At 58.7% G+C, this 21,096-nt stretch carries 20 protein-coding genes; 18 read left to right on the forward strand and 2 right to left on the reverse strand.

Annotated elements, in window-relative coordinates; genetic code table 11:
• Positions 1 to 54 precede the first annotated feature (54 nt).
• The 10 genes from pheA (at position 55) to VL197_11240 (ending at position 10,641) form a co-directional block, all read left to right on the forward strand.
• Positions 55 to 1,137 carry a prephenate dehydratase gene (gene pheA, locus VL197_11195; GenBank protein ID HUJ18544.1) on the forward strand — a complete coding sequence of 361 codons (1,083 nt, stop codon included), beginning with the start codon at positions 55 to 57 and terminating at the stop codon, positions 1,135 to 1,137.
• Positions 1,138 to 1,287: 150 nt separating this feature from the next.
• Entirely contained in the window at positions 1,288 to 2,364 is a 1,077-nt protein-coding gene (hisC, locus tag VL197_11200; GenBank protein HUJ18545.1) for a histidinol-phosphate transaminase, read from the forward strand.
• Positions 2,365 to 2,524: 160 nt separating this feature from the next.
• On the forward strand, positions 2,525 to 3,538 hold the full coding sequence (gene aroF, locus VL197_11205) for a 3-deoxy-7-phosphoheptulonate synthase (protein HUJ18546.1): 1,014 nt from the start codon (positions 2,525 to 2,527) through the stop codon (positions 3,536 to 3,538).
• A gap of 181 nt (positions 3,539 to 3,719) precedes the next feature.
• On the forward strand, positions 3,720 to 4,580 hold the full coding sequence (locus VL197_11210; protein ID HUJ18547.1) for a prephenate dehydrogenase/arogenate dehydrogenase family protein: 861 nt from the start codon (positions 3,720 to 3,722) through the stop codon (positions 4,578 to 4,580).
• Positions 4,580 to 5,878, forward strand: coding sequence for a 3-phosphoshikimate 1-carboxyvinyltransferase (aroA, locus tag VL197_11215; protein HUJ18548.1), 1,299 nt, complete (start codon positions 4,580 to 4,582; stop codon positions 5,876 to 5,878). The genes VL197_11210 and aroA overlap by 1 nt, the downstream gene beginning before the upstream one ends.
• Before the next feature lie 158 nt (positions 5,879 to 6,036).
• Entirely contained in the window at positions 6,037 to 6,717 is a 681-nt protein-coding gene (gene cmk / locus VL197_11220) for a (d)CMP kinase (GenBank protein HUJ18549.1), read from the forward strand.
• 117 nt (positions 6,718 to 6,834) lie between these two features.
• Positions 6,835 to 7,686 (forward strand): 4-hydroxy-3-methylbut-2-enyl diphosphate reductase, encoded by an 852-nt coding sequence (ispH, locus tag VL197_11225; protein HUJ18550.1) that lies wholly within the window; start codon positions 6,835 to 6,837, stop codon positions 7,684 to 7,686.
• A gap of 39 nt (positions 7,687 to 7,725) precedes the next feature.
• A complete protein-coding gene (locus tag VL197_11230; GenBank protein ID HUJ18551.1) occupies positions 7,726 to 9,426 on the forward strand; it encodes a 30S ribosomal protein S1 in 1,701 nt (566 codons plus the stop codon).
• A 2-nt stretch (positions 9,427 to 9,428) separates the two neighbouring features.
• The gene (gene sppA / locus VL197_11235) at positions 9,429 to 10,331 is read left to right on the forward strand and encodes a signal peptide peptidase SppA (GenBank protein HUJ18552.1); all 903 of its coding nucleotides are present in this window, start codon (positions 9,429 to 9,431) and stop codon (positions 10,329 to 10,331) included.
• Between the two features lie 25 nt (positions 10,332 to 10,356).
• Positions 10,357 to 10,641: an integration host factor subunit beta gene (locus VL197_11240; protein ID HUJ18553.1), complete on the forward strand. Its 285-nt coding sequence runs from the start codon at positions 10,357 to 10,359 to the stop codon at positions 10,639 to 10,641.
• 257 nt (positions 10,642 to 10,898) lie between these two features.
• Here the strand turns inward: VL197_11240 and VL197_11245 are convergent, their stop codons facing one another.
• Positions 10,899 to 11,186: a hypothetical protein gene (locus VL197_11245; GenBank protein HUJ18554.1), complete on the reverse strand. Its 288-nt coding sequence runs from the start codon at positions 11,184 to 11,186 to the stop codon at positions 10,899 to 10,901.
• A gap of 55 nt (positions 11,187 to 11,241) precedes the next feature.
• On the opposite strand from VL197_11245, the gene VL197_11250 reads away from it, so the two are divergent.
• The 8 genes from VL197_11250 (at position 11,242) to VL197_11285 (ending at position 19,689) form a co-directional block, all read left to right on the forward strand.
• Positions 11,242 to 11,880, forward strand: coding sequence for an NUDIX domain-containing protein (locus VL197_11250; GenBank protein ID HUJ18555.1), 639 nt, complete (start codon positions 11,242 to 11,244; stop codon positions 11,878 to 11,880).
• A gap of 258 nt (positions 11,881 to 12,138) precedes the next feature.
• A complete protein-coding gene (locus VL197_11255; GenBank protein ID HUJ18556.1) occupies positions 12,139 to 12,654 on the forward strand; it encodes a cytochrome c3 family protein in 516 nt (171 codons plus the stop codon).
• A 140-nt stretch (positions 12,655 to 12,794) separates the two neighbouring features.
• A complete protein-coding gene (locus VL197_11260) occupies positions 12,795 to 14,993 on the forward strand; it encodes a molybdopterin-dependent oxidoreductase (GenBank protein ID HUJ18557.1) in 2,199 nt (732 codons plus the stop codon).
• A gap of 116 nt (positions 14,994 to 15,109) precedes the next feature.
• On the forward strand, positions 15,110 to 15,829 hold the full coding sequence (locus VL197_11265; GenBank protein HUJ18558.1) for a 4Fe-4S dicluster domain-containing protein: 720 nt from the start codon (positions 15,110 to 15,112) through the stop codon (positions 15,827 to 15,829).
• Positions 15,822 to 17,192: an NrfD/PsrC family molybdoenzyme membrane anchor subunit gene (nrfD, locus tag VL197_11270; protein HUJ18559.1), complete on the forward strand. Its 1,371-nt coding sequence runs from the start codon at positions 15,822 to 15,824 to the stop codon at positions 17,190 to 17,192. The genes VL197_11265 and nrfD overlap by 8 nt, the downstream gene beginning before the upstream one ends.
• A gap of 52 nt (positions 17,193 to 17,244) precedes the next feature.
• Positions 17,245 to 17,742, forward strand: coding sequence for a quinol:electron acceptor oxidoreductase subunit ActD (locus VL197_11275; GenBank protein HUJ18560.1), 498 nt, complete (start codon positions 17,245 to 17,247; stop codon positions 17,740 to 17,742).
• A 71-nt stretch (positions 17,743 to 17,813) separates the two neighbouring features.
• The gene (locus tag VL197_11280) at positions 17,814 to 18,269 is read left to right on the forward strand and encodes a cytochrome c (GenBank protein ID HUJ18561.1); all 456 of its coding nucleotides are present in this window, start codon (positions 17,814 to 17,816) and stop codon (positions 18,267 to 18,269) included.
• A 40-nt stretch (positions 18,270 to 18,309) separates the two neighbouring features.
• Entirely contained in the window at positions 18,310 to 19,689 is a 1,380-nt protein-coding gene (locus VL197_11285) for an NAD(P)/FAD-dependent oxidoreductase (GenBank protein ID HUJ18562.1), read from the forward strand.
• Positions 19,690 to 19,979: 290 nt separating this feature from the next.
• Here VL197_11285 and VL197_11290 read toward each other — a convergent pair.
• Positions 19,980 to 21,096: HAMP domain-containing methyl-accepting chemotaxis protein (locus tag VL197_11290; GenBank protein HUJ18563.1), on the reverse strand; the 1,117-nt coding region annotated here is incomplete at its 5' end.

A 21,096-nucleotide genomic window follows, 5' to 3' on the forward strand; every position in this document is an offset into this window, starting at 1 on the left:
ATCAACTATAATTCCTGGTCTCTATCCTCTGGGGCCGGACATAGTATCATCGCCATGTCAAATCAGAAAATTCAGGAACTGCGCAAAAAAATCGACGAGATCGACGATAAGCTGATCGATCTTCTGAACGAGCGCGCAAAGATCGTCATCGAGGTCGGCAACGTCAAGAAGACGGAGAAGATCGACTTCCATTCGCCGTCACGCGAACGGGAGATCCTGGAGCGCATCGCGTCGCGCAACGCGGGCCCCTTCCCCCAGGACACGCTCAAGGCCGTCTACCACGAGATCCTTTCCTCGTCGCTTTCGCTCGAGCGTCCTCTGAAGGTTGCCTATCTCGGGCCTCGCGCCACGTTCACACACCAGGCAGGCATGCAGCAGTTCGGGCTTGCGGCACAGTACGTGCCCACCGAAAGCATCAGGGACATCTTCCGGGAGGTGGAGCGGGGCAGGGCGGATTTCGGCGTCGTCCCCATCGAGAACTCCACCGAGGGCGTGGTGAACTACACCCTCGACATGTTCATCGATTCCGACCTCAAGATCTATGCGGAGATCATGCTCGAGGTGTCCCAGAACCTGATGAACAAGTCGGGCAGGATCGAAGATATCAAGAAGGTCTATACGCATCCCCAGGTGCCGGGTCAGTGCCGCCTCTGGCTCGAGAAGAACCTCTCCGGCATCCCGATCATGGACGCACCGAGCACGGCGCGAGCCGCTGAGATGGCCTCACAGGATTCCAGCATCGGTGCGATAGCAAGCGAAATGGCCTCCATGCTGTACGGCCTCCAGATCGTGGCCCGAAGGATCGAGGATAATCAGAACAACTTCACGCGGTTCCTGGTCATCGCGCCGAAGTCGCCGGGCAAAACCGGCCGCGACAAGACCTCGATCATGTTTTCCATCAAGGACCGCGTCGGCGCCCTGTACGACATGCTCTCGCCCTTTGCCGCGAACGGGATCAATCTGAACCGGCTCGATGCCCGGCCCTCGGGCAGGAAGGTCTGGGATTATGTCTTCTTCCTGGACATGGAGGGCCATTTCGAAGACCAAAAAGTCGCCGCTTCGATCGAACAGCTCAGGGTAAACTGCATGTTCCTGAAGGTCCTGGGGTCCTATCCCAAATGCGAGGACCGCCCATGAATCCCGTGTCAATGCTCAAAGTTCAAATCGATGACAGAGGAAGATCCCGATGGGCGGGTCATTGGTTTTGGTCATTGCGATCTGAACTTTGGAATTGAACTGACGGGAACCGTTCCCGGCAATATTCACTCAACCCAGAGAGGTTTCGACATGATACGCGTTGCAGACAATATCAAGAGCATTTCCCCCTATGTCCCCGGGAAGCCGATCGAGGAGGTCGAACGGGAAATGGGGATCTCCGGAAGCATCAAGCTCGCATCGAATGAGAACCCCCTGGGGCCGTCCCCGAAGGCCGTGGCCGCGGTCAGGAAAGCGCTGGAAGGCCTGAACCGGTATCCCGACGGCAGCGGATTCTACCTCTCTCAGGCGCTCGCCAGGAACTATGGCGTGGACATCAGCCAGGTCATCCTGGGAAACGGCTCGAACGAACTTATCGAATTGGTCGTGCGCACCTTCGTTCAACCCGGCGAGGAGATCATCTCGGCGGACCCTTCCTTTGTGGTTTACAAGATGATCACCCAGGCAGCCGGAGGCACCAACGTGGTCGTCCCCTGCAAGGACATGCGGCACGACCTGGACGCCATGGCGGAGCGGATCACGCCGCAGACCAGGATCGTGTTCATCGCGAACCCGAACAACCCGACGGGCACCATGAACAGCAAGACCGAGATGGACCGGTTCATGAGCAGAGTGCCTGATCACGTGATCGTCGCTGTGGATGAGGCCTATTTCGAATACGTGACCCACGCCGAGTATCCCGATTCCCTGGATCATCTGAAGCAGGGAAGGAACATTCTCGCGCTCAGGACCTTTTCCAAGATCTACGGCCTCGCGGGGCTCCGCATCGGGTACGGCATAACGACGCCGGAGATCGCCGAGCTGATGAACAAGGTGCGTCAGCCTTTCAATACGAACAGCCTGGCTCAGATCGGCGCCCTCGCTGCCCTGGCCGACCGGAAGCATGTCGAGAAGTCGATCGCGATCAACAACGAGGGGAAGCAGTTCCTGTACCAGTCCTTCCAACAGCTCGGCGTGTCCTTCATTCCGACGGAGACCAATTTCATCCTGTTCGAGACGGCGCAGGACTGCAAGGACGCGTACGCGGCGCTCATGAAGCAGGGGGTGATCATCAGGCCCATGGGCGGCAAACGGCTCCGGGTGACCATCGGCCTGCCCGAGGAGAACAAGCGGTTCGTGACCGAACTGGAGAAGATCGTGAAACAGTGAGGTCGCAAATCCAGCTTGCAACGCTCCATGTTCAGATCAATGCCAAAACGATAATAAGCAGAAGTCTTGTCATTCGTCATTGATCATTGATTTGCCATATGTATTTCTGAGCGGTCGCTCCGAGACCGCTTTGGCAAGCCCGGATTGAGAAAGGATCGCCATGATCATCGTTGTCAGACCCGATGCGACCGAGGAACAGGTCGAACACATCATCAAGAAGATCAGGGACCACGGCCTTCAGGCCCATGTCTCGAAGGGTACGGAGCGGACCATCATCGGAGCGATCGGTGACGAGGCGATCCTCCAGAGCCTGCCGCTCGAGGCCATCCCCGGCGTCGAGAAGGTGCTCCCGATCCTGAAGCCTTTCAAGCTGGCAAGCTGGGAGTTCCGGAAAGAGAAGACCGTCATCAACGTTCGCGGCCAGGAGATCGGCGGTGCTCGCATCGCGGTCATGGCCGGCCCCTGCGCGGTCGAGAACAAGACCCTGCTGGTGGAGATCGCGAAGGACGTGAAAAACGCCGGGGCGAACTTCCTCCGCGGCGGAGCCTTCAAGCCGAGAACCTCGCCCTATGCCTTCCAGGGGCTCGAGGAGGAGGGGCTCAAGTACCTCGCCGAGGCCCGCGACCGCGTGGGACTGCCGATCGTAACCGAGGTGATGGACCCGCGGGACATCGAACTGATCGCACAGTACGCCGACGTGCTCCAGATCGGCGCGCGGAACATGCAGAATTTCCGGCTGCTGAAGGAAGTGGGCATGTGCAAGAAGCCCATCCTGCTCAAGCGCGGCATATCGGCGACCATCAAAGAATGGCTCATGTCGGCAGAGTACATCATGTCCGGCGGCAATCATCAGGTGATCCTGTGCGAGCGAGGCATCCGGACCTATGAGACGGCGACGAGAAACACCCTCGATCTGTCGGCCATCCCCGTGCTGAAGCAGATGACCCATCTTCCGGTCGTCGTGGACCCGAGCCATGCCGTGGGCAAGTGGGACCTGGTGGCGCCTATGGCAAAGGCGGCAGTCGCGGCCGGGGCGGACGGCCTCATCATCGAGGTGCATTCCAACCCCGAAGAAGCCCTCTGCGACGGAGAACAGTCGCTCAAGCCCAAGAGCTTCAAACTGCTGATGGAAGAGATGCGGCCCATCGCAAAGGCTGTGGGAAGAGAGATATGATCAGTCTGAAGTGAGGAGTCCGGAGAGGTGGTAGCTGCAGGTTCTGCCTGCGAGGACATCGCAATGACTTTAAAGAGAGGACACGTTTGGGCTGGGAGCGCGCCTGAACGCTCTTCTCTATTTTAAAGCCTGTGTTTTTCCCCGGCATAATCATTGTTCTGTCGTTCATCAGTAACTTTCTATGATTCTTTTTCAAAATGTTACCATCATCGGCGTCGGCCTGATCGGCGGATCGCTCGCGAAGGCTTTGAAGGCCAAGGGCCTTGCCGGCACCATTGCGGGCACGGGCCGGAGGAGGGAATCCCTCGAAGAGGCGCTCAGGCTCGGAGTGATCGACCGGATCGGGCAGGGAAAGGCATATGGCGTCGAGGATGCGGACCTCGTTGTCCTCGCGTCACCCGTCGGCACCTTCGAGAGGATCATGCGGGAGATCGCGCCGCATCTGAAGAAGGGCTGCATCATAACCGACGTGGGCAGTGTTAAGGGAAAACTGATCGCGGTCGTGGAAGGGGCTCTTCCCGCAGGACGGCACTATGTCCCGGCCCATCCGATAGCGGGTCGTGAGAAATCAGGCGTCGCCGAGGCCTCGGAAAACCTGTTCCGGGACCGCCGCTGCATCCTGACACCGACCGAACGAACGGACGACAGGGCGCTTGAAACCGTGCGCGACATGTGGAGCCTGACGGGAGCGATCGTGAGCGTCATGGACGCGGACCTGCATGACAGGGTCTTTGCCGCGGTCAGCCATCTTCCTCATGTGGCCGCGTTCGCCATGATGTGTGCCGTGGCGGAGCTGAACACCGGGTCCGAAGATTACCTCGCATATTCCGGCGCGGGGTTCCGCGACTTCACCCGGATCGCGGCAAGCTCCCCGGAAATGTGGAAGGATATCTGCCTCATGAACCGCGATAACCTCATACCGATGATCGACCGCTACCTGTTCTCGCTGAACCGGTTCAAGCACGAGATCATCGCCGGGGACGAAAAGCGTCTCGAAAAACACCTCCAGCTGTCGAGCGACGAGCGCCGGGGTATGGAATAATGTCGGACCTGGTCATCAGGCCGTCGCGCGGCGTCAGGGGCGATATCCTCCTGCCGGGAGACAAATCCATTTCGCACCGGTCGGTCCTGTTCTCTGCCATTGCCGAGGGCGATACCGCGATCAACGGGTTTCTGGCGGGGGAAGATACGACCAATACGGTAAAAACTGTCCAGGCGCTGGGCATCACGGTAGACGGCGTGGGGAACAGCCGCATGGTCGTCCGCGGCAACGGTCTGGATGGCCTGCGGGAGCCGTCGGGCGTGCTTGACCTCGGAAACTCCGGCACGGGCATGCGGCTGCTTGCCGGCCTGCTCGCCGGCCAGAACTTCTTCTCCATCCTTACGGGTGACGAGTACCTCCGCAAGCGGCCGATGGGCAGGATCGTGGAGCCCCTCCGGTTGATGGGAGCCATGATCGACGGCCGGTCCGACGGGAAGCTTGCCCCCCTTGCGATCCGGGGCGGGGGCAGGAAGACGAGGGCGATCGAGTACACGAGCCCGGTGGCGAGCGCGCAGGTGAAGTCGGCGGTGCTCCTCGCGGGCCTTTTCGCGGACGGCGAGACAACGGTGAACGAACCGTCGAAATCGAGAGACCACACCGAACGCATGTTCCGGTTCTTCGGCGTCGATGTGGCGGAGGCGGGGACGAGGGTCACGATCAGGGGGCGGCAAAGGCTCCGGGCGAAGGGAACGATCGAGGTGCCTTCCGATATTTCATCGGCCGCGTTCTTCCTCGTGGCCGCGGGCATCGTGCCCGGCTCCGATCTTCTCGTCAGGAACGTAGGCGTGAACCCGACGCGGACCGGGATCGTCGATGTGCTTCAGGCGATGGGAGCCGACATCACCCTGGAGAACCGGCGTGAACAGGCCGGCGAACCCGTGGCGGACATCAGGGCGCGGTACAGCAAGCTCCATGCCGTCGAGTTGTCGGGAGACGTCATCCCGAGGGCGATCGACGAGATACCCGTTCTGGCCGTTGCCGCCGCCTATGCGGAGGGAACGACGGTTATCAGGGACGCTGCCGAGCTCCGCCTCAAGGAATCGGACCGGATCGCGACCATCGCCGGGGAGCTCAGGAAGATGGGCGCAGAGGTCCGGGAACTTCCCGATGGAATGGAGATCACCGGGCGCGAACGGCTTGACGGTGCGCACTGCGAGAGCCACGGAGACCACCGGATAGCCATGTCCATGGCTGTTGCCGGACTTGCTGCGATGAATAACACGGTGATCCGCGACGCGGCCTGGATCGACACGTCCTTTCCCGGCTTCGAACGGCTGCTGCATCAGGCTGCGTACTGATCGTTCAAGGGCCGGTCCGGAGTCGGCGCCATCGTCGATAATGGATCACGCAGGCGGCCCCGGTCGCCCAGACCTGAAACAGGCCTACAAAAAATTGACCGGAAAAGAATAGCAACAAGGACCATGAACAAAAACGAAACGGAGCCGCTTCTCTCGCCATGCTGAACGGACAGAAACGACTTGTCATTGCCATCGATGGACCGTCGGGCGCCGGGAAGAGCTCCGTGGCCCGTCTGCTGGCCGAACGGCTCGGGTACCTTTACATCGACACCGGCGCCATGTACCGTGCGATCGGCTGGAAGGCCAGGCGCGACGGGATCGATCTTTCCGATGAGCATGGGCTGACCGGCCTGTGCTCCCGGACCGAGGTAACGATCAAACGGGACAACAGCGACCCGCGGATCTATGTGGACGGGGTTGATGTGACCGGAGAGATCCGGACGCCGGAAATGGGAATGATGGCCTCTGCCGTGTCACGGTCGCCGGCAGTACGGGCCCGGCTCCTGACGCTGCAGCGGGAACTGGGCAGACAGGGCGGCGTCGTCATGGACGGAAGGGATATCGGCACGGTGGTGTTCCCCAACGCCGAGATCAAGTTCTACCTCGATGCGAGCCCGGAGGAGCGGGGGCTGCGGCGGTATCGTGAACTGCGGGCAAAGGGCATGGAGGTGGACCTTGCGCGCATAACGCGCGAGATCGTGGAGCGTGACGAGCAGGACAGCAAGCGCGCGCTCGCGCCGCTGAAGAAGGCAGATGACGCGCTGTTGATCGATTCGAGCGTGATGAGCATCGAAGAGGTAGTAGGCCGCATGGTAACGGAGATCGGCCGCATGTCGTAGGGTATGCGGCGTCTCCGGCCTTCCTTCCGGCCGGGAGCGGGCAGCCGAAAATCGGTTCGGCCGTCCGACCGACTCGTTTCAGGCCGATAGTATCGCAGGGGTGCTGACGGGCAGAGCATGGAAATCTTTCTGGCAGATAAAGCGGGTTTTTGTTTCGGAGTGAAACGGGCGATCAGTACGGCCTTTGAGGCGGCAGCGGGCGGGAGCGTGTATTGCCTGGGTCCGCTTATTCACAACCCGCAGGAGGTGGAACGTCTCAGCCGCGCCGGGGTCAGTACGGTAGAGCATTTTTCCGCGCTCAAACCGGGAGACTCGCTCATCATCCGTTCGCATGGCGTTCCTCCTCAGGTGCTTGCGCAGGCGCGGGAAAAGGGCCTGCACATCATCGATCTGACGTGCCCCTTCGTTGGCAAGGCTCAGCGCGACGCCGAGGGGCTCAAGAAGGAAGGGTATCAGGTTGTGGTGGTCGGGGAGGAAAAGCACCCGGAAGTCCAGAGCATCCTCGGGTATGCCGGAGAAAATGCCCTCGTTGTGGAAAAAGCCGAAGACATGGAGAGGATGAAGTTCAATGCCCGCATCGGCGTCGTGGCTCAAACCACTCAATCCTATGGTAATTTTTCTGAAATTGTGCTAAAATTACTCCGTCTTTCCAAGGAATTAAAGGTCTTTAATACGATCTGTAACTCGACGAAGGAACGTCAGGACGCTGCCCGGATTCTCACCAGACAGGTGGACCTTATGCTCGTTGTCGGAGGCAGAAACAGCGCGAACACAAGCCGGCTCGCCTCGGTCTGCAAAGGCGAGGGCAAACCGACATATCATATAGAGGTTGCCGATGAAATACGGCCGGAATGGCTGGAGCACGCCGGGAAGGTAGGTGTGACAGCAGGGGCTTCAACGCCTGACTGGGTGCTGGAATCTGTTCTGAAAACATTACAGCGGCTGGGCGGTACCATCAACAACGAATAGTTGTGCATCGCAGCTCGCAATCGGGAGGTAGTACGTTTCATGAGGGATAATCACGAAGGCTTCGAGCAGGAAGAGAACGACAAGGCGGGCGGTCCCGAGCAGCAGACCGAATTCGAAAAACTCTACGACCAGTCGCTCAAGAGTTTCAAGTCGGGGGGCCTTGTCCGTGGCCGAGTCCTCCAGGTGCGTTCCGGCTTCGTGATGCTGGATATGGGTTACAAGTCCGACGGCATCATTCCGGTCGAGCAGTTCAGCGAAGAGGAGCTGAGAGCCTTGAAGCCCGGTGACGAACTCGAGGTCCTGCTCGAAGCCGCCGAAGACCCGAATGGCAATCTCCTGCTTTCAAGGGAAAAGGCGAAAAAGATGGAGGTCTGGGACCATCTGAACCAGGCTTATCAGACCGGCGCTCCGGTCAAGGGGAGGGTGGTATCGACGACCAAGGGCGGGCTCACGGTCGATGTGGGGGGCGTCACGGCATTTCTTCCCGGTTCGCAGATCGATGTCAAACCTGTTCATGCCCTGCATACCCTCGTCGGCCAGGTCCTGGAGATGAAGATCATCAAGATGAACTCGGGACGCGGCAATATGGTCCTGTCGCGGCGGGTCCTGATGGAGAAGGACCAGGATGCCAGGAGGCAGCAGACGCTCGCCTCGCTGACCGAGGGAAAGACCGTGCGCGGCGTCATCAAGAACATCACGGAGTATGGAGCATTCGTCGACCTCGGCGGCATCGACGGTCTTCTGCATGTCACCGATATGTCCTGGTGCAGGATCAATCATCCCTCCGAGCTCTGCAAGGTCGGCGACGACATCGAAGTTGTTGTCCTGAAGTACGACCGGGAACGGCAGAAGGTCTCGCTCGGTCTCAAGCAGAAAACACAGGATCCCTGGCTCACGGTCGCGGAGAAATATCCCGTGGGGAGCAGGGTGCGCGGCAAGGTCACGAGCCTGACCGACTATGGCGCATTCGTGGAACTGGAGCACGGCATTGAAGGGCTCGTGCATGTTTCGGAAATGTCCTGGACCCAGAAGATAAAACATCCTTCGAAAATCCTCTCCGTGGGCGGCGTCATTGACACCCAGGTGCTTGCCGTGGATCCGACGGCCAAGCGCATCGCTCTCGGGATGAAGCAGCTCGAACCCAATCCCTGGCACAGCATCGGGGAGCGTTACCCGGCGGGATCGCAGGTCGAGGGCAAGGTAAGGACCATCACTGACTTCGGCGCCTTCATAGGCCTCGAGGAAGGCATCGACGGTCTTGTTCATATCTCGGACCTTTCCTGGACAAGGCACATCAAGCACCCTTCGGAGATCCTCAAAAAGGGGCAAACACTGAAGGCCGTCGTGCTGAGCACCGATCCCCAGAAGGAGCGGATATCGCTCGGGATCAAGCAGCTTGCACCGGATCCCTGGGAGAAACTGATCCCGGAGCGCTACAAGGTCGGGCAGGATGAGCAGGTCAGGATCGCGAAAAAGGCCGATTTCGGACTGTTCGTCGAACTGGAGCACGGCATCGAAGGGCTGATCCCCACATCGGAGCTGCCGAGGGAAGGTCTTGATGTGAAAGAAGGCGATGAAGTGACCGCTCGCATCATCAAAGTGGACCGGTCTGACCGGAAGGTGGCGCTTTCCATCAAGGCCCATATCAAGGGGCGGGACCGGTCCAGCCTGAAGGAATACATGAGCCAGCAGCCAAAGCCGGATACCACCCTCGGCGCCCTGCTGAAGGAGCGGAACTGATCGTGGTGAAGAAGAATCCCGTTATCTTGGTTCTGGTGACCGCACTGGTGCTCGGCGCGCTCTTTTTCGGCATCCTCATCGCGGCTGACCGCCTGTCCGGAAGGAGGGGAGTCCGAGGTCTCCCGGTCGTGGGCGCGGACAAAATAGCCCTCGTCAAAATTGAGGGTGTTCTCCTCCTGTCTGATCCCGTGGTCGAGGAAATCCGCTCCTATGCCGAGGATTCTTCCATCAAGGCCATCGTCATCCGCATCGACAGCCCCGGGGGAGGAGTGGTCCCTTCCCAGGAGATATACAACGCGGTCAAGAACGCCCGGAAGGAAGGCAAGAAGGTCATTGTCTCGATGGGTTCCGTTGCCGCTTCCGGCGGGTACTACATCGCCGCCGCGGCCGACAAGATCGTGGCGAACCCCGGTACGCTTACGGGCAGCATCGGCGTCAAGATGGAATTTGCGAACCTGGAGAAGCTGCTCGAGAAAATCGGCGTGAAGGGGATGGTGGTCAAGTCCGGCGAGTACAAGGACATCGGATCTCCATACCGGGAAATGACCGAGCAGGAGCACAAGCTGCTCCAGAATGTGATCGACGACGTCCACAGTCAGTTCATCAAGGCTGTGGCTGAAGGACGCAGCATACCCGAAGCCGACGTGAGGGGCATTGCGGACGGCAGGATATTCACCGGCCAGCAGGCACTCGGCCTCAAGCTGGTCGACCAGATGGGGGACCTCGCCGACAGCATCCAGGTCGCCGGGGCGCTGGTGGGGATAAAGGGCAAGCCGACAATCGTCGAAAAGAAGAAGAAAAATCCCTTCTTCGAATACCTGAAGGAAGAATCGGCGGCGTGGGTCGGCGACGTGGTGCAAAAGGCCGCGGGCAGCGCTGTGAAACTGCAATACCTGTATCATTGAGCGTCGAACTGAACGGGGGGGGGCCATGACAAAAGCGGAGCTGGTAGACAAGATATCAGAAAAGAAACCCAATCTCACGAGGAAGCAGGTGGAAGTCGTGGTGAACACCGTTCTGGACGGGATCAAGGACGCGCTGTCCCGGGAGGACAAGGTCGAGATCCGGGGATTCGGCAGCTTCCGCATCCGGCACCGCCGCGCCAAGGAGGGGAGGAATCCGAAGACCGGTGAAGCGGTTTCCGTCCCGCCGAAGAAGGTTCCCTTTTTCAAGGCCGGCAAGGAGATGCGGGAAATGGTGGACGGGAAGCAGTAGCGCCGGCCGTCAAGCGTCTCTTTTTATCATTCCCTTCTGGATCGCGAACTTGATCAGCCCTGTTCGCGTATGAACGCCGAGTTTTTCTCCGACATTGGTTTGATGGGCGATAAGGGTCTTGACAGTTATCGAAAGTAGTCAGCCATTTTTTGTGCGTATACCCTTCCGCAACGAGCTTTAATACCTGCTTCTCACGGTCGCTCGGTTTCTCATAGGGCGTTTTCCTATCAGACTGCGGGTCTCCGTTGAGGTACCCGCTAGCCACTTCCGTTGCGATCGACGCTCAAAAAACAGAGTTTTTCCAGCCCGAGCGCCTTGAGCGCCGTGGTAAGGTCGCTCCCGACCGCCTTCTTGAGCAAGTAACCGAAAACCCCGGCCTTCAGCAAGCGCGATAGGTACTCACGAGCCTCATTCTTCGTCATCACCAGCACCTTCGTATCCGGATGCATTTTATTGATCTCGATCGTTGCCTCGAGGCAACGGGAAGCACTACTCGTCAAATCTGCCGGCAACGGAAATTTGTGGTGAAAGAGGCCGGAATTCATTTATAATAATCCAAAACCTCTCGGAACCGAGCGCGAGCCTGCAGGAGAGAATCCTATGGAGAGCTTTGATGTGCTAGATTGCCGGGGTGGGAAAACCGGTGAACGCATAGCCCGTGACGATGCCCACCGGAGCGGCGTCTGGCATGGCGCGTTCCATTGTCTCCTGTTTTCCGGCCGTGGGGACGGGGGCAGCGTTCTGTTCCAAAAACGGTCTGCACGGAAGAAGATCGCGCGTGGCAAGTATGACGTCAGCGTGGGCGGCCATTACGCGAGCGGCGAGAGTGCACGAGAAGCCGGGCCGCGCGAAATCAGGGAGGAACTGGGGCTGGAGGTGAAGTTCGAGGAATTGGTCCCCCTTGGCCGCAGGATATTCGTGTATTGCTTCGCCCCTGGCGTCATGGAACACGAATTTCAGGATGTCTTTCTCCTCCCCCATGCGGTCGGCCCCGGCGAACTATCGCTCCAGCAAGAGGAGCTCGACGGCGTCATTGGAATGAACGTGGAAGAGGGGATTTCCCTGTTCTCCGGCAAAACCGTTTCAGTTAGCGCCCTCCTGCACAAGCCCGACCGCTCACAGGAACGCGTGGTAGTCTCGGCGGGAGACTTCGTTCCCAGCCTCGATCAGTACTACCTCAAGCTCCTGCTGCTTGCAAAAAGATATATCAGCGGCGAGCGTGAACTTCTGGTGATCTGAACTTCTTTCTTGAGGCCATGGCGATGAGCACGGGACAGGTTGCCTTTCTTCCGCTTCATCACGAGGTCCTTTCCCCGGGACGGCCAGGTGGCCCGGAGCAAAGAGGATTTCATCCTCATCTGACTTGACTATCAGTGTAATTCAGGTAAACTTGGAACAGTTTCGTGTCCGGCTAAAGAATCAGCGACAAGGAGGGCGGGGGAGCAACGGGACGGAACTTCATGGTCTGCATCCATCGACCTCTCCCCGGCAAAGAGCATGAAAATATCATGGCTTATCGGCGGTCTTGTGGTTGCGGCTCTCGCTCTCATCGCCGTCCTGATGTTCATGTACGTGCTGCCGCTGGATTTGCGGGACCGCTCCCCTATCCAGCCGCTCGCCTTCAGCCATAAGAAGCATGCCGGGGAAAATGGAATCCCCTGCCTTTTCTGTCACCGCTCCGCTCCGAAGTCGACGGTTGCGGGCATTCCCGCCGTGGCCGACTGCCGTGCCTGCCATCTGTTCATAGCCCGGGACTCTCCGGAAATCAAGAAATTGATGGGATACTGGGACCGGAAGGAACCGATCCCCTGGGTCAGGGTCTACTGGGTTCCTGACTTTGTCTATTTCCCGCATATGATGCATATACGGGCCAATCTCCCGTGCACCGGGTGCCACGGGGACGTTGCTGGCATGACACGCATCACCCGGAAACAGAAGATAGAAATGGGCTGGTGCCTGGGCTGCCACAAAGAGCACAAAGCGAGCATCGATTGCTGGACCTGTCATAAGTGATCTGATGTTCTTCACAAAAAGGCGCAAAGACCAGAAGGAAAGACAGATTTAAACGGCATCAGCCGGGGCGAACATTATTGTATTCTTGGTTTACACTGTGAGCTTCGTGGCCTTGTGGGACAACAGTTAAGGGAGCTTGAATGGATCGCCGGACTTTCTTGCAACTAAGCGGCATGACCGCTGCCGTGGCTGCGCTGGCCGGATGTAAATCGGCAAACGAAAAGCTGATACCCTACCTGATCCCGCCTGATGAAGGGATTACGCCGGGGATTGCCAACTATTACGCCAGCACGTGCAGGTCCTGTCCTGCAGGCTGCGGCATCCTCGTCCGGGTGTCGGAGGGGAGGGCGAAGAAGATCGAAGGGAACCCCCTCCACCCCGTGAGCAGGGGAAAGCTTTGCGCCCGGGGGCAGGCCGCTCTGCAGGAGCTCTATCATCCCGATCGGGTTCCGCAGCCTCTCAAGCGTTCGGGAGCACGCGGTTCAGGCCAGTTTGCGAAGATCACCTGGGAAGAGGCGCTTACGCTCCTGGTGGGACAGCTGAAGGACCTGCAGCAGTCGAGGGCGACCGATCATCTTGCCTTCATGACGCCGCAGCTTACCGGCACCATGGCGGATCTGACAACGCGTTTCATGCGTTCCTACGGTTCACCGAACCATGTTTCCTACGAACTGCTCGGACCGGACTGGCTTCGCACGGCGAATCGCAAGAGCTTTGGTCAGGCAAGCCTGCCCTATTACGATATGAGCGAGACGCGGTACCTGCTCAGCTTCGGTGCCGATTTTGTGGAGAGCCACTTGTCTCCGGTCCAGTATGGCTATGCCTTCGGCAGGATGCGCCAGGGCAGGGACACGGTGCGCGGCCATTTCACCTACATCGGAGGCAGGATGTCCCTCACGGCCGCCTCGGCAGACCGCTGGATGCCCGCGAAGCCGGGAAGCGAGGGCGTACTGGCCCTGGGTATGGCGCGCCTTATCCTTTCCGAATCCCTTCATGACCAGGTTTCCCTCGCTGCGAACGGGCTTCGCAGGGAGATCCTGCTGGACAGGCTCAAGGCCTACGACCTCGCCCGGGTCGCGGAAGAGACGGGGCTCGCGGAGTCAGCTATTGCCGAAGTAGCCCGGGAGTTCGCGACGACCCGTCCCTCGCTCGCCATGGCAGGCGAGGCGGTTGCGTTCCAAAGCAACGGCCAGGAATCGGTTCGAGCAATCCAGCTCCTTAACGTGCTCGTGGGAAACCTGAACCGCGTTGGCGGAGTCTATCCGGACAACGGGTCCCCGGAGGGGACGACAACCTCGCTGAACGATCTCTTCTCTCTCATCAGGAAGATGAGCGCCGGCAGCATCCAGCTCGCCATGATCCAGGGCGACCCGATGCACACCGTTCCCCAGGCAACGAAATTCCAGGAGGCTCTCTCCAAGGTCCCGTTCATCGTAAGCTTCTCTACGCTCATGGACGATACGGCGTTGCATGCCGACCTGGTCCTGCCGGACCACGCAGGGCTCGAGAGCTGGGGGGACGTGATGCCCCTTGCAGGCACGCGCGAGAACGTGATCGGGCTGATGCAGCCCGTGGTGAACCCTGTCTTCGATACGCGGCAGTCCGCCGAGGTCCTGATGGCCGCAGCCCATGAACTGGGCGGGATGATGAAGGCCGCATTTCCCTATGAGACGTACCTCGATATGCTGAAGGCCGGGATGAAGAAGCGGGTCACTCCCGCTGGTGCGAAGGACTTCGAGACGGCGTGGACAGAGCTGCTTCAAAAGGGCGGGCTTTTCACGTCGGGCCGCGCCGAAGCCAAAGGATTTCGGTGGCAGGCAGGCGCGGGTCTTCCCGCACCGGCGAAGCCGGATTTCGCGGGCGATGAGAAGGAATTCCCGCTCCATCTTTCCGTTTACCCTTCCACTGCTTTTTACGACGGCCGCGGAGCTCCGTTTCCCTGGCTGCAGCAGCTTCCCGACCCCATGACCAACGTGGTCTGGGACAGCTGGATCGAGATCAATCCGAAGACTGCGAGTGAACTGGGCGTCAACTTCGGCGATCTTGTCGAGGTGACGTCGCCCCAGGGCTCGCTTCACGTTCCCGCGGTGATCTATCCCGGCATCAGGCCGGACATGGTGGCGATGCCTTTGGGTCAGGGTCACAAGGACATGGGACGGTACGCTAAGGAACGGGGTGTAAATCCTCTCGGTCTTCTGGCTGTCGATACTAAAGGAAAGGAAATCCAACCGGCCTGGAATGCCACGCTGGTGCGGGTGAAAAAAATTTCGGAAAAAGGGGACCTGGTCACCATGGGAAATCCCAAAGGGAGCTTCCGGAGCGAGCTGATAGAAATTTAAGCGGTCAGCCGTCAGCTGTCGACGGTCAGCATGAGAAGTCAGAAGGATGAAGGAAAGAAGGATATCTATTATAAGGAAACAGAAGTATATATCTTGAACCCAGGGACTTTGCTTCTATGAAAAAACTGACAAGCCCGTACAAATGGGGAATGGTTGTGGACCTGGACCGCTGCACCGGGTGCGGGGCATGCGTTGTCGCCTGCCAGGCGGAGAACAATGTTGCGATCTGCGGAAAGAAGGAGGTCGCCGAAGGCCGCAATATGCACTGGCTTCGGATCGAGCGCTTCTGGGTGGGCGAATACCCCAACGTGCGCGTGAAGTTCCTTCCCGTGCTCTGCCAGCACTGCCATGATGCGCCCTGCGAACCGGTCTGCCCGGTTTATGCAAGCTACCACAACCCTGATGGCTTAAACGGCCAGGTGTACAACCGCTGCGTAGGCACGCGGTACTGCGGGAACAACTGCCCTTATGCCGTTCGGGTCTTCAACTTTCACGACCATGAGCATGCCTGGCCGCCTCCGCTCAATAACCAACTCTCGCCGGATATCACGGTGCGTCCCCGTGGCGTGATGGAAAAGTGCTCCTTCTGCATCCAGCGCATCCGCAGGGCGAAAGAAGATGCCAAGGCAGAACGACGGCTGATCAGGGACGGTGAGGTGCAGCCTGCCTGCGCCCAAACCTGCCCGGCTGACGCCCTGGTTTTCGGCAACATGGCCGATCCCCTGAGCCGCGTTTCCCGGCTCGCGCGCAGCCCGCGCAGCTTCCGGCTCCTGGAGCATCTGGGCACTCATCCGTCGATCAATTATCTCAAGGGAGGGGGACGGGAGCATGTCTGAGCACGACATCGCAGCAAAGAGCGCCCCGCAACTGAACGACGAAATGCTCTCGTCCCTGCGGCCGCCGACCTGGAAATGGTACGGCCTTGCTTTCTTTCTCGGCGCGGTCGTGGCCTGGGGGACGGCAGCGTTCACCTATCAAGTGATGACAGACATGAGCGTAACCGGACTGGACCGTCCGGTGATGTGGGGCATCTACATCGCCAACTTCGTGTTCTGGGTCGGCCTCTCGCATTCCGGGACCATGGTCTCCGCGATCCTGCGCCTCTCCCAGGCAAACTGGCGAAGGCCCATCCTTCGCGCTGCCGAGGCAATGACCGTTTTCAGCATCACCGTGGCCGGTCTTTTCCCGGTGATCCACCTGGGCCGGAACTGGGTGGTCTACTATTTCATGCCCTATCCCAATCAGCGGGGGCTCTGGCCCAACTTCCGTTCCGCCCTCCTGTGGGACGCGACGGCGATCACGACCTACATCATCGGGAGCAGCCTCTTTCTCTACCTGGGGATGCTCCCGGACCTTGCGGTGGTGCGCGACCGCTCGACAGGCTGGAAGAAGAAGGTGTACGCCGTTCTCGCCATGGGGTGGCGGGGAACGGCCCGCGAGTGGGTCGTCTTCCGCCAGGCGTCGACGCTCATGGCGGCCCTCATCATCCCGGTGGCAGTCTCGGTGCATTCCATCGTTGCCTGGGATTTTGCCGTCACCCTGGTCCCCGGCTGGCACAGCACCATCTTCCCTCCCTATTTTGTGATCGGTGCGATCACGTCAGGCGTTGCCGCGGTCATCACGCTCATGATCATCATCAGAAGGATCTTCCATCTTGAGGAGTATCTCACGCCGCTGCACTTCGACAACATGGGGAAACTTCTGTTGGTCATCTGTCTTCTCTGGTCATATGCCTATTTCGTGGAGGTCCAGACAACGTGGTACGCCCACGAGCCGATCGAATGGGAGGTCTGGAGCTTCATGTCGGGCAAGTATACACCGTGGCTCATCCTGATGCTCATCGGCAACTCGGTACTTCCGGTTGCGGGCCTCTGCTTCAAGAAGATCAGACGTTCCATCAGGGCAATGCTCGTGATCACGCTGCTGGTCAACGTCGGCATGTTCATCGAACGCTATCTGATCATCGTGCCGTCGCTTTCTCATAAGAACATGCCCTTTGTCTGGGGGACCTACTCCCCCTCGTGGGTGGAGCTTTCAGTTACCGCAGCAGCCTTTGCAGGGTTCACGCTCATGTACGTGCTTTTCGCGAAGTTCTTCCCCATGGTGGCGGTGACCGATGTACGTGAGCTTGGGGTCAGGCATACCGATGTGAAGCTCGGCAGGGCTGAGGTGCATTCCCTTACGGAAGAAGAACACTAGATTACGTTCAAAGTCCATGGTTATTAAAAAGCGATTCTCATGGAGCACAGCGATGGAAACGCTCGGAACATTCAAGGACGTTGAAACGGCGACAAAGGCCGTGGACAGCCTGGTCAAGGCGGGGTTCAGCGAGGAGACGATCACCTCGCTCACATCCGCGCCTTATCCTGACGGCGTGATCGTCAAGACCGACCAGCGCACATGGTTCCGGTGGGTTTCTGTCGGGGGCGGGATCTTCGGCGCCTGTGCAGGCTTTCTCCTGGCTGCAGGGACTGCATATGTGTATCCCGTCCAGACCGGTGACAAACCGATCATCGCCTCTTACCCGACCGGGATCATCATGTATGAGCTCACCATGCTCTTTGCCATTCTGGGCGCCATCGTGGGCATGTTCCTGGAAATGAAGCTCCCCCCCCGGGACGAGCGGGTCTATGACCCGGCGATCGGCGAGGGTTCCATCGGGATCAGCGTCACGGTGGACTCCCGGGAACAGATGAGCAGGGCCGGGAAGCTCATGGAGGCTGCCGGCGCTCTCACGATCAGGCATTGATGGTCGGTAGCCCTGGCTGATACAAGGAGCGAACGGGGAATATCGTTCTTGAGGATGGAGGCACTTCAACGATGAGGCTTAACGCAAAACTGATCATTCTCGCTGCCGTACCCTTGATGATGGCGGCTATCTGGATGGATGATCAGCAATCCTACAAGCCGTACAAAGCGCCGGTCCTTTCGCCGCCCGCCGGAGCCGTTCCCGTTACGGGCAGGGAGACCGTTACGCAGGCATCGGAGCCCAGGAATCCCATGCCGGCCACGGACGCGTCGGTGGCGCAGGGGAAAGCGCTTTTCGACATAAATTGCGCCATGTGCCATGGCCAGACCTCGGCAGAGCGCGGACCCGTCGGTAAAAAACTTGTTCCTCCCCCGCCCGGCCTCGACCATGACATGGTGAAGGGCCTGAGCGACTCCACGATCTTCAAGGCCATCACCTTCGGTTTCGGACGCATGCCCGTATTTCAGAACAAGCTCACACCCCAGGAACGATGGGATCTGGTCAATTTCCTGCGGACCCGCACATAAGCGGCCGGTTCTCCCCGCCTCTCCGTGCTAAACTAGAAGCATGTCCTCCTCCTACGATGTCATCATCATCGGTTCCGGGCCCGCGGGCATTTTTGCGGCGCTCGAGCTCGTCAAGAATCCCCGCCTCAAGATCCTGATGATAGAAAAGGGCCGCGACATCAACCAGCGCTCCTGCCCCATGATCGATTCGTCTGTTTCCTGCGTCCAGTGCAGCCTGTGCGGCATCCTCTGCGGCTGGGGAGGGGCGGGCGCGTACAGCGACGGGAAACTTACGCTCACCTCCGAGTTCGGAGGATGGCTCAAGGACTTCCTCTCCCCCGGCGATCTTGCCGCTTTCATCGAATATGTCGATGGGGTCTATCAGTCCTTCGGGGCCGGGGGAATTGTCCACGGTGAGGATGACCGGGCGCTGGCGAGCCTCAAGAAAAAGGCAGCGGGGTACAATCTTGATCTCATACCGGCGCGCATCCGGCATATCGGCACGGACCTGTGCAAGGATGTCCTTCGCAACATCCGGCAGCATCTTTCCGGCAAGGTCGAGATGCTCTTCGACGTTCCCGTGGAGCAGATCAACTGCAGCGAGGGGTCCATCTGTGCGGTTACGACCGAGGACGGGAACCGGTACGACGCATCATCCGTGATAGCGGCCGTCGGCAGGGAGGGATCGTCATGGCTTGCCGGGGAAGCCAAGCGGCTCGGTCTTTCCCTGCGCAATAACCCCGTGGACATCGGCGTCCGCGTCGAACTTCCCGCGCACATCATGAAAGACATCACCGACGTCGCCTATGAGGGCAAGTTCCTGTATACTTCGCGCCGGTTCCGGGACCGGGTCAGGACCTTCTGCATGAACCCCTACGGAGAGGTGGTGAAGGAAAACAGCGAGGGTATCTGCAGCGTGAACGGCCACAGCTACCGGAACAGGAAGACTGATAACACGAACTTCGCCCTGCTCGTGAGCACTGACTTCACGGTACCCTTTGACGATCCCATTTCGTACGGCAGGTACGTCGCGGGCCTTGCGAACCTTCTCGGCGGGGGGGTGATCGTCCAGCGGCTCGGCGATCTGAAGATGGGGAGAAGGTCGACGCCTGAACGCATTGCCGAGGGTTCGGTCCGGCCGACGCTGGATGACGCAACGCCCGGCGACCTGAGCTTTGTCCTGCCGTACCGGCACCTGCACAACATCACCGAAATGCTCGAGGCGCTGGACAATATCGCACCGGGCGTAAATTCGGGCGACACGCTGCTCTACGGAGTGGAGGTCAAATTCTACTCCATGAGGCTTAATCTGTCGCGGGTACTTGAGACGGAGGTGAAGAATCTCTTCGCCGTGGGTGACGGCGCGGGAGTGACGCGGGGGCTGATCCAGGCGTCCATTTCAGGGGTTGTTGCCGCACGGGAAGTGATGAAGAGGGTGTGAGGATTACACTTACTATTCTGCACTGTCAATATTATAGTTAGGGCAAAGAATACTGGTAGAATCTTACACCATAAAGATTGGGCCGTTTCAGCCAATCAGTGATGGTTCTGCCACAATCGAGGTGAAGAGCTCACCGAATTGTTATTGCGGCTGTCATAACCCAAATGACGGAAGTCTTACGGCTAAGGAAAGAATAGAACAATCTTAATCCTCCAACGACACGGGTAATTTTGATAAAATAGCGCAGGCAACTTTAATATCTTTCCCCTCCGAGGTTTGCTGTGAGGTCATCATCCTTCTTGTGCAAGTTTTATATGGGCGGTTGCCGTCTCCAATTCCCCGGCAATTTCCGAAAGACCCCGCACCTCGCTCGCCACCTCATCCGCCATTTTCTCCATGCTCTTCGATATATTTGACGTAGACTCTATGTTCGTTGCGACGTCGGACGCCGTGGCCGACTGCTCCTCCACTGCCGTGGCTATCTGATTGATCTGGTCCCTGACCTGTGCAATCGATTCCACGATAGTGTCCAGAACATTGTTCAGATTCTTGACTTGCCCGGACGCCTTTATCACCCCTTGAGAAGACTTTTGCATGGAAGCCGTGGTTTCGATCGATTCGGATTGTATTGCGCTGATTTCAGCCGAGATTTCCGCCGTTGCCTGTATGGTTCTTTCAGCTAGTTTCCGGACCTCGTCCGCCACTACCGCAAAACCTCTGCCCTGTTCTCCGGCCCGGGCCGCCTCGATCGCCGCATTCAAGGCAAGCAGGTTCGTCTGGTCCGCGATCCCCTTGATGACGGTCACGATATTGCCGATCTCTGCGGATCTCTTGTTCAGTTTTTCTATCATTGCCGAGAGTTCCAGCGTAGAGGAGTTGAGTTCATTGATCGTTTCTACCGATATGTTCGTGATCTGCTTTCCGCTTGTCGCGGTCTCCATTGCCTCCTTCGAGGTAGTGGCAGACTCTCCAGCGTTTTTTGCAATATCTGCGATCGTCTGGTTCATCTCCTCGGCAGCCACAGCGATCGTATGCGCCTGACTTGCCTGTTTTCTTGCCCCTTCCGAAGTGGATTCGGTGTGCTTTTTTACGGTATTGATCACCGGAGGGATTTTTGCGGAAGCGGTAATAATGGTTCTCAGCATGTTCGAAAAATGCTTGACGACAAGATCGACGCTCTGTGCCATCTGCGCGATCTCGTCCTTGCCTTCTACTGCAAGAGAGGTATCCGTATAGCCTTCACCCACCCGCCGCACTTTTTGTATCAAGGCCTTTATCGGCGCAAGCGTCATATGAACAAGAAGCAGCATGATTATCGTCATGGCAATGATGCCGAGAAGGCCAAGGGTTCCAAAGAGATATTTCAGGGAACGTATCCGGCCGAATGACTCGTTAAGCGGGATCTTG

Source organism: Nitrospirota bacterium, from assembly GCA_035516965.1.
Lineage (GTDB): Bacteria > Nitrospirota > UBA9217 > UBA9217 > UBA9217 > MHEA01.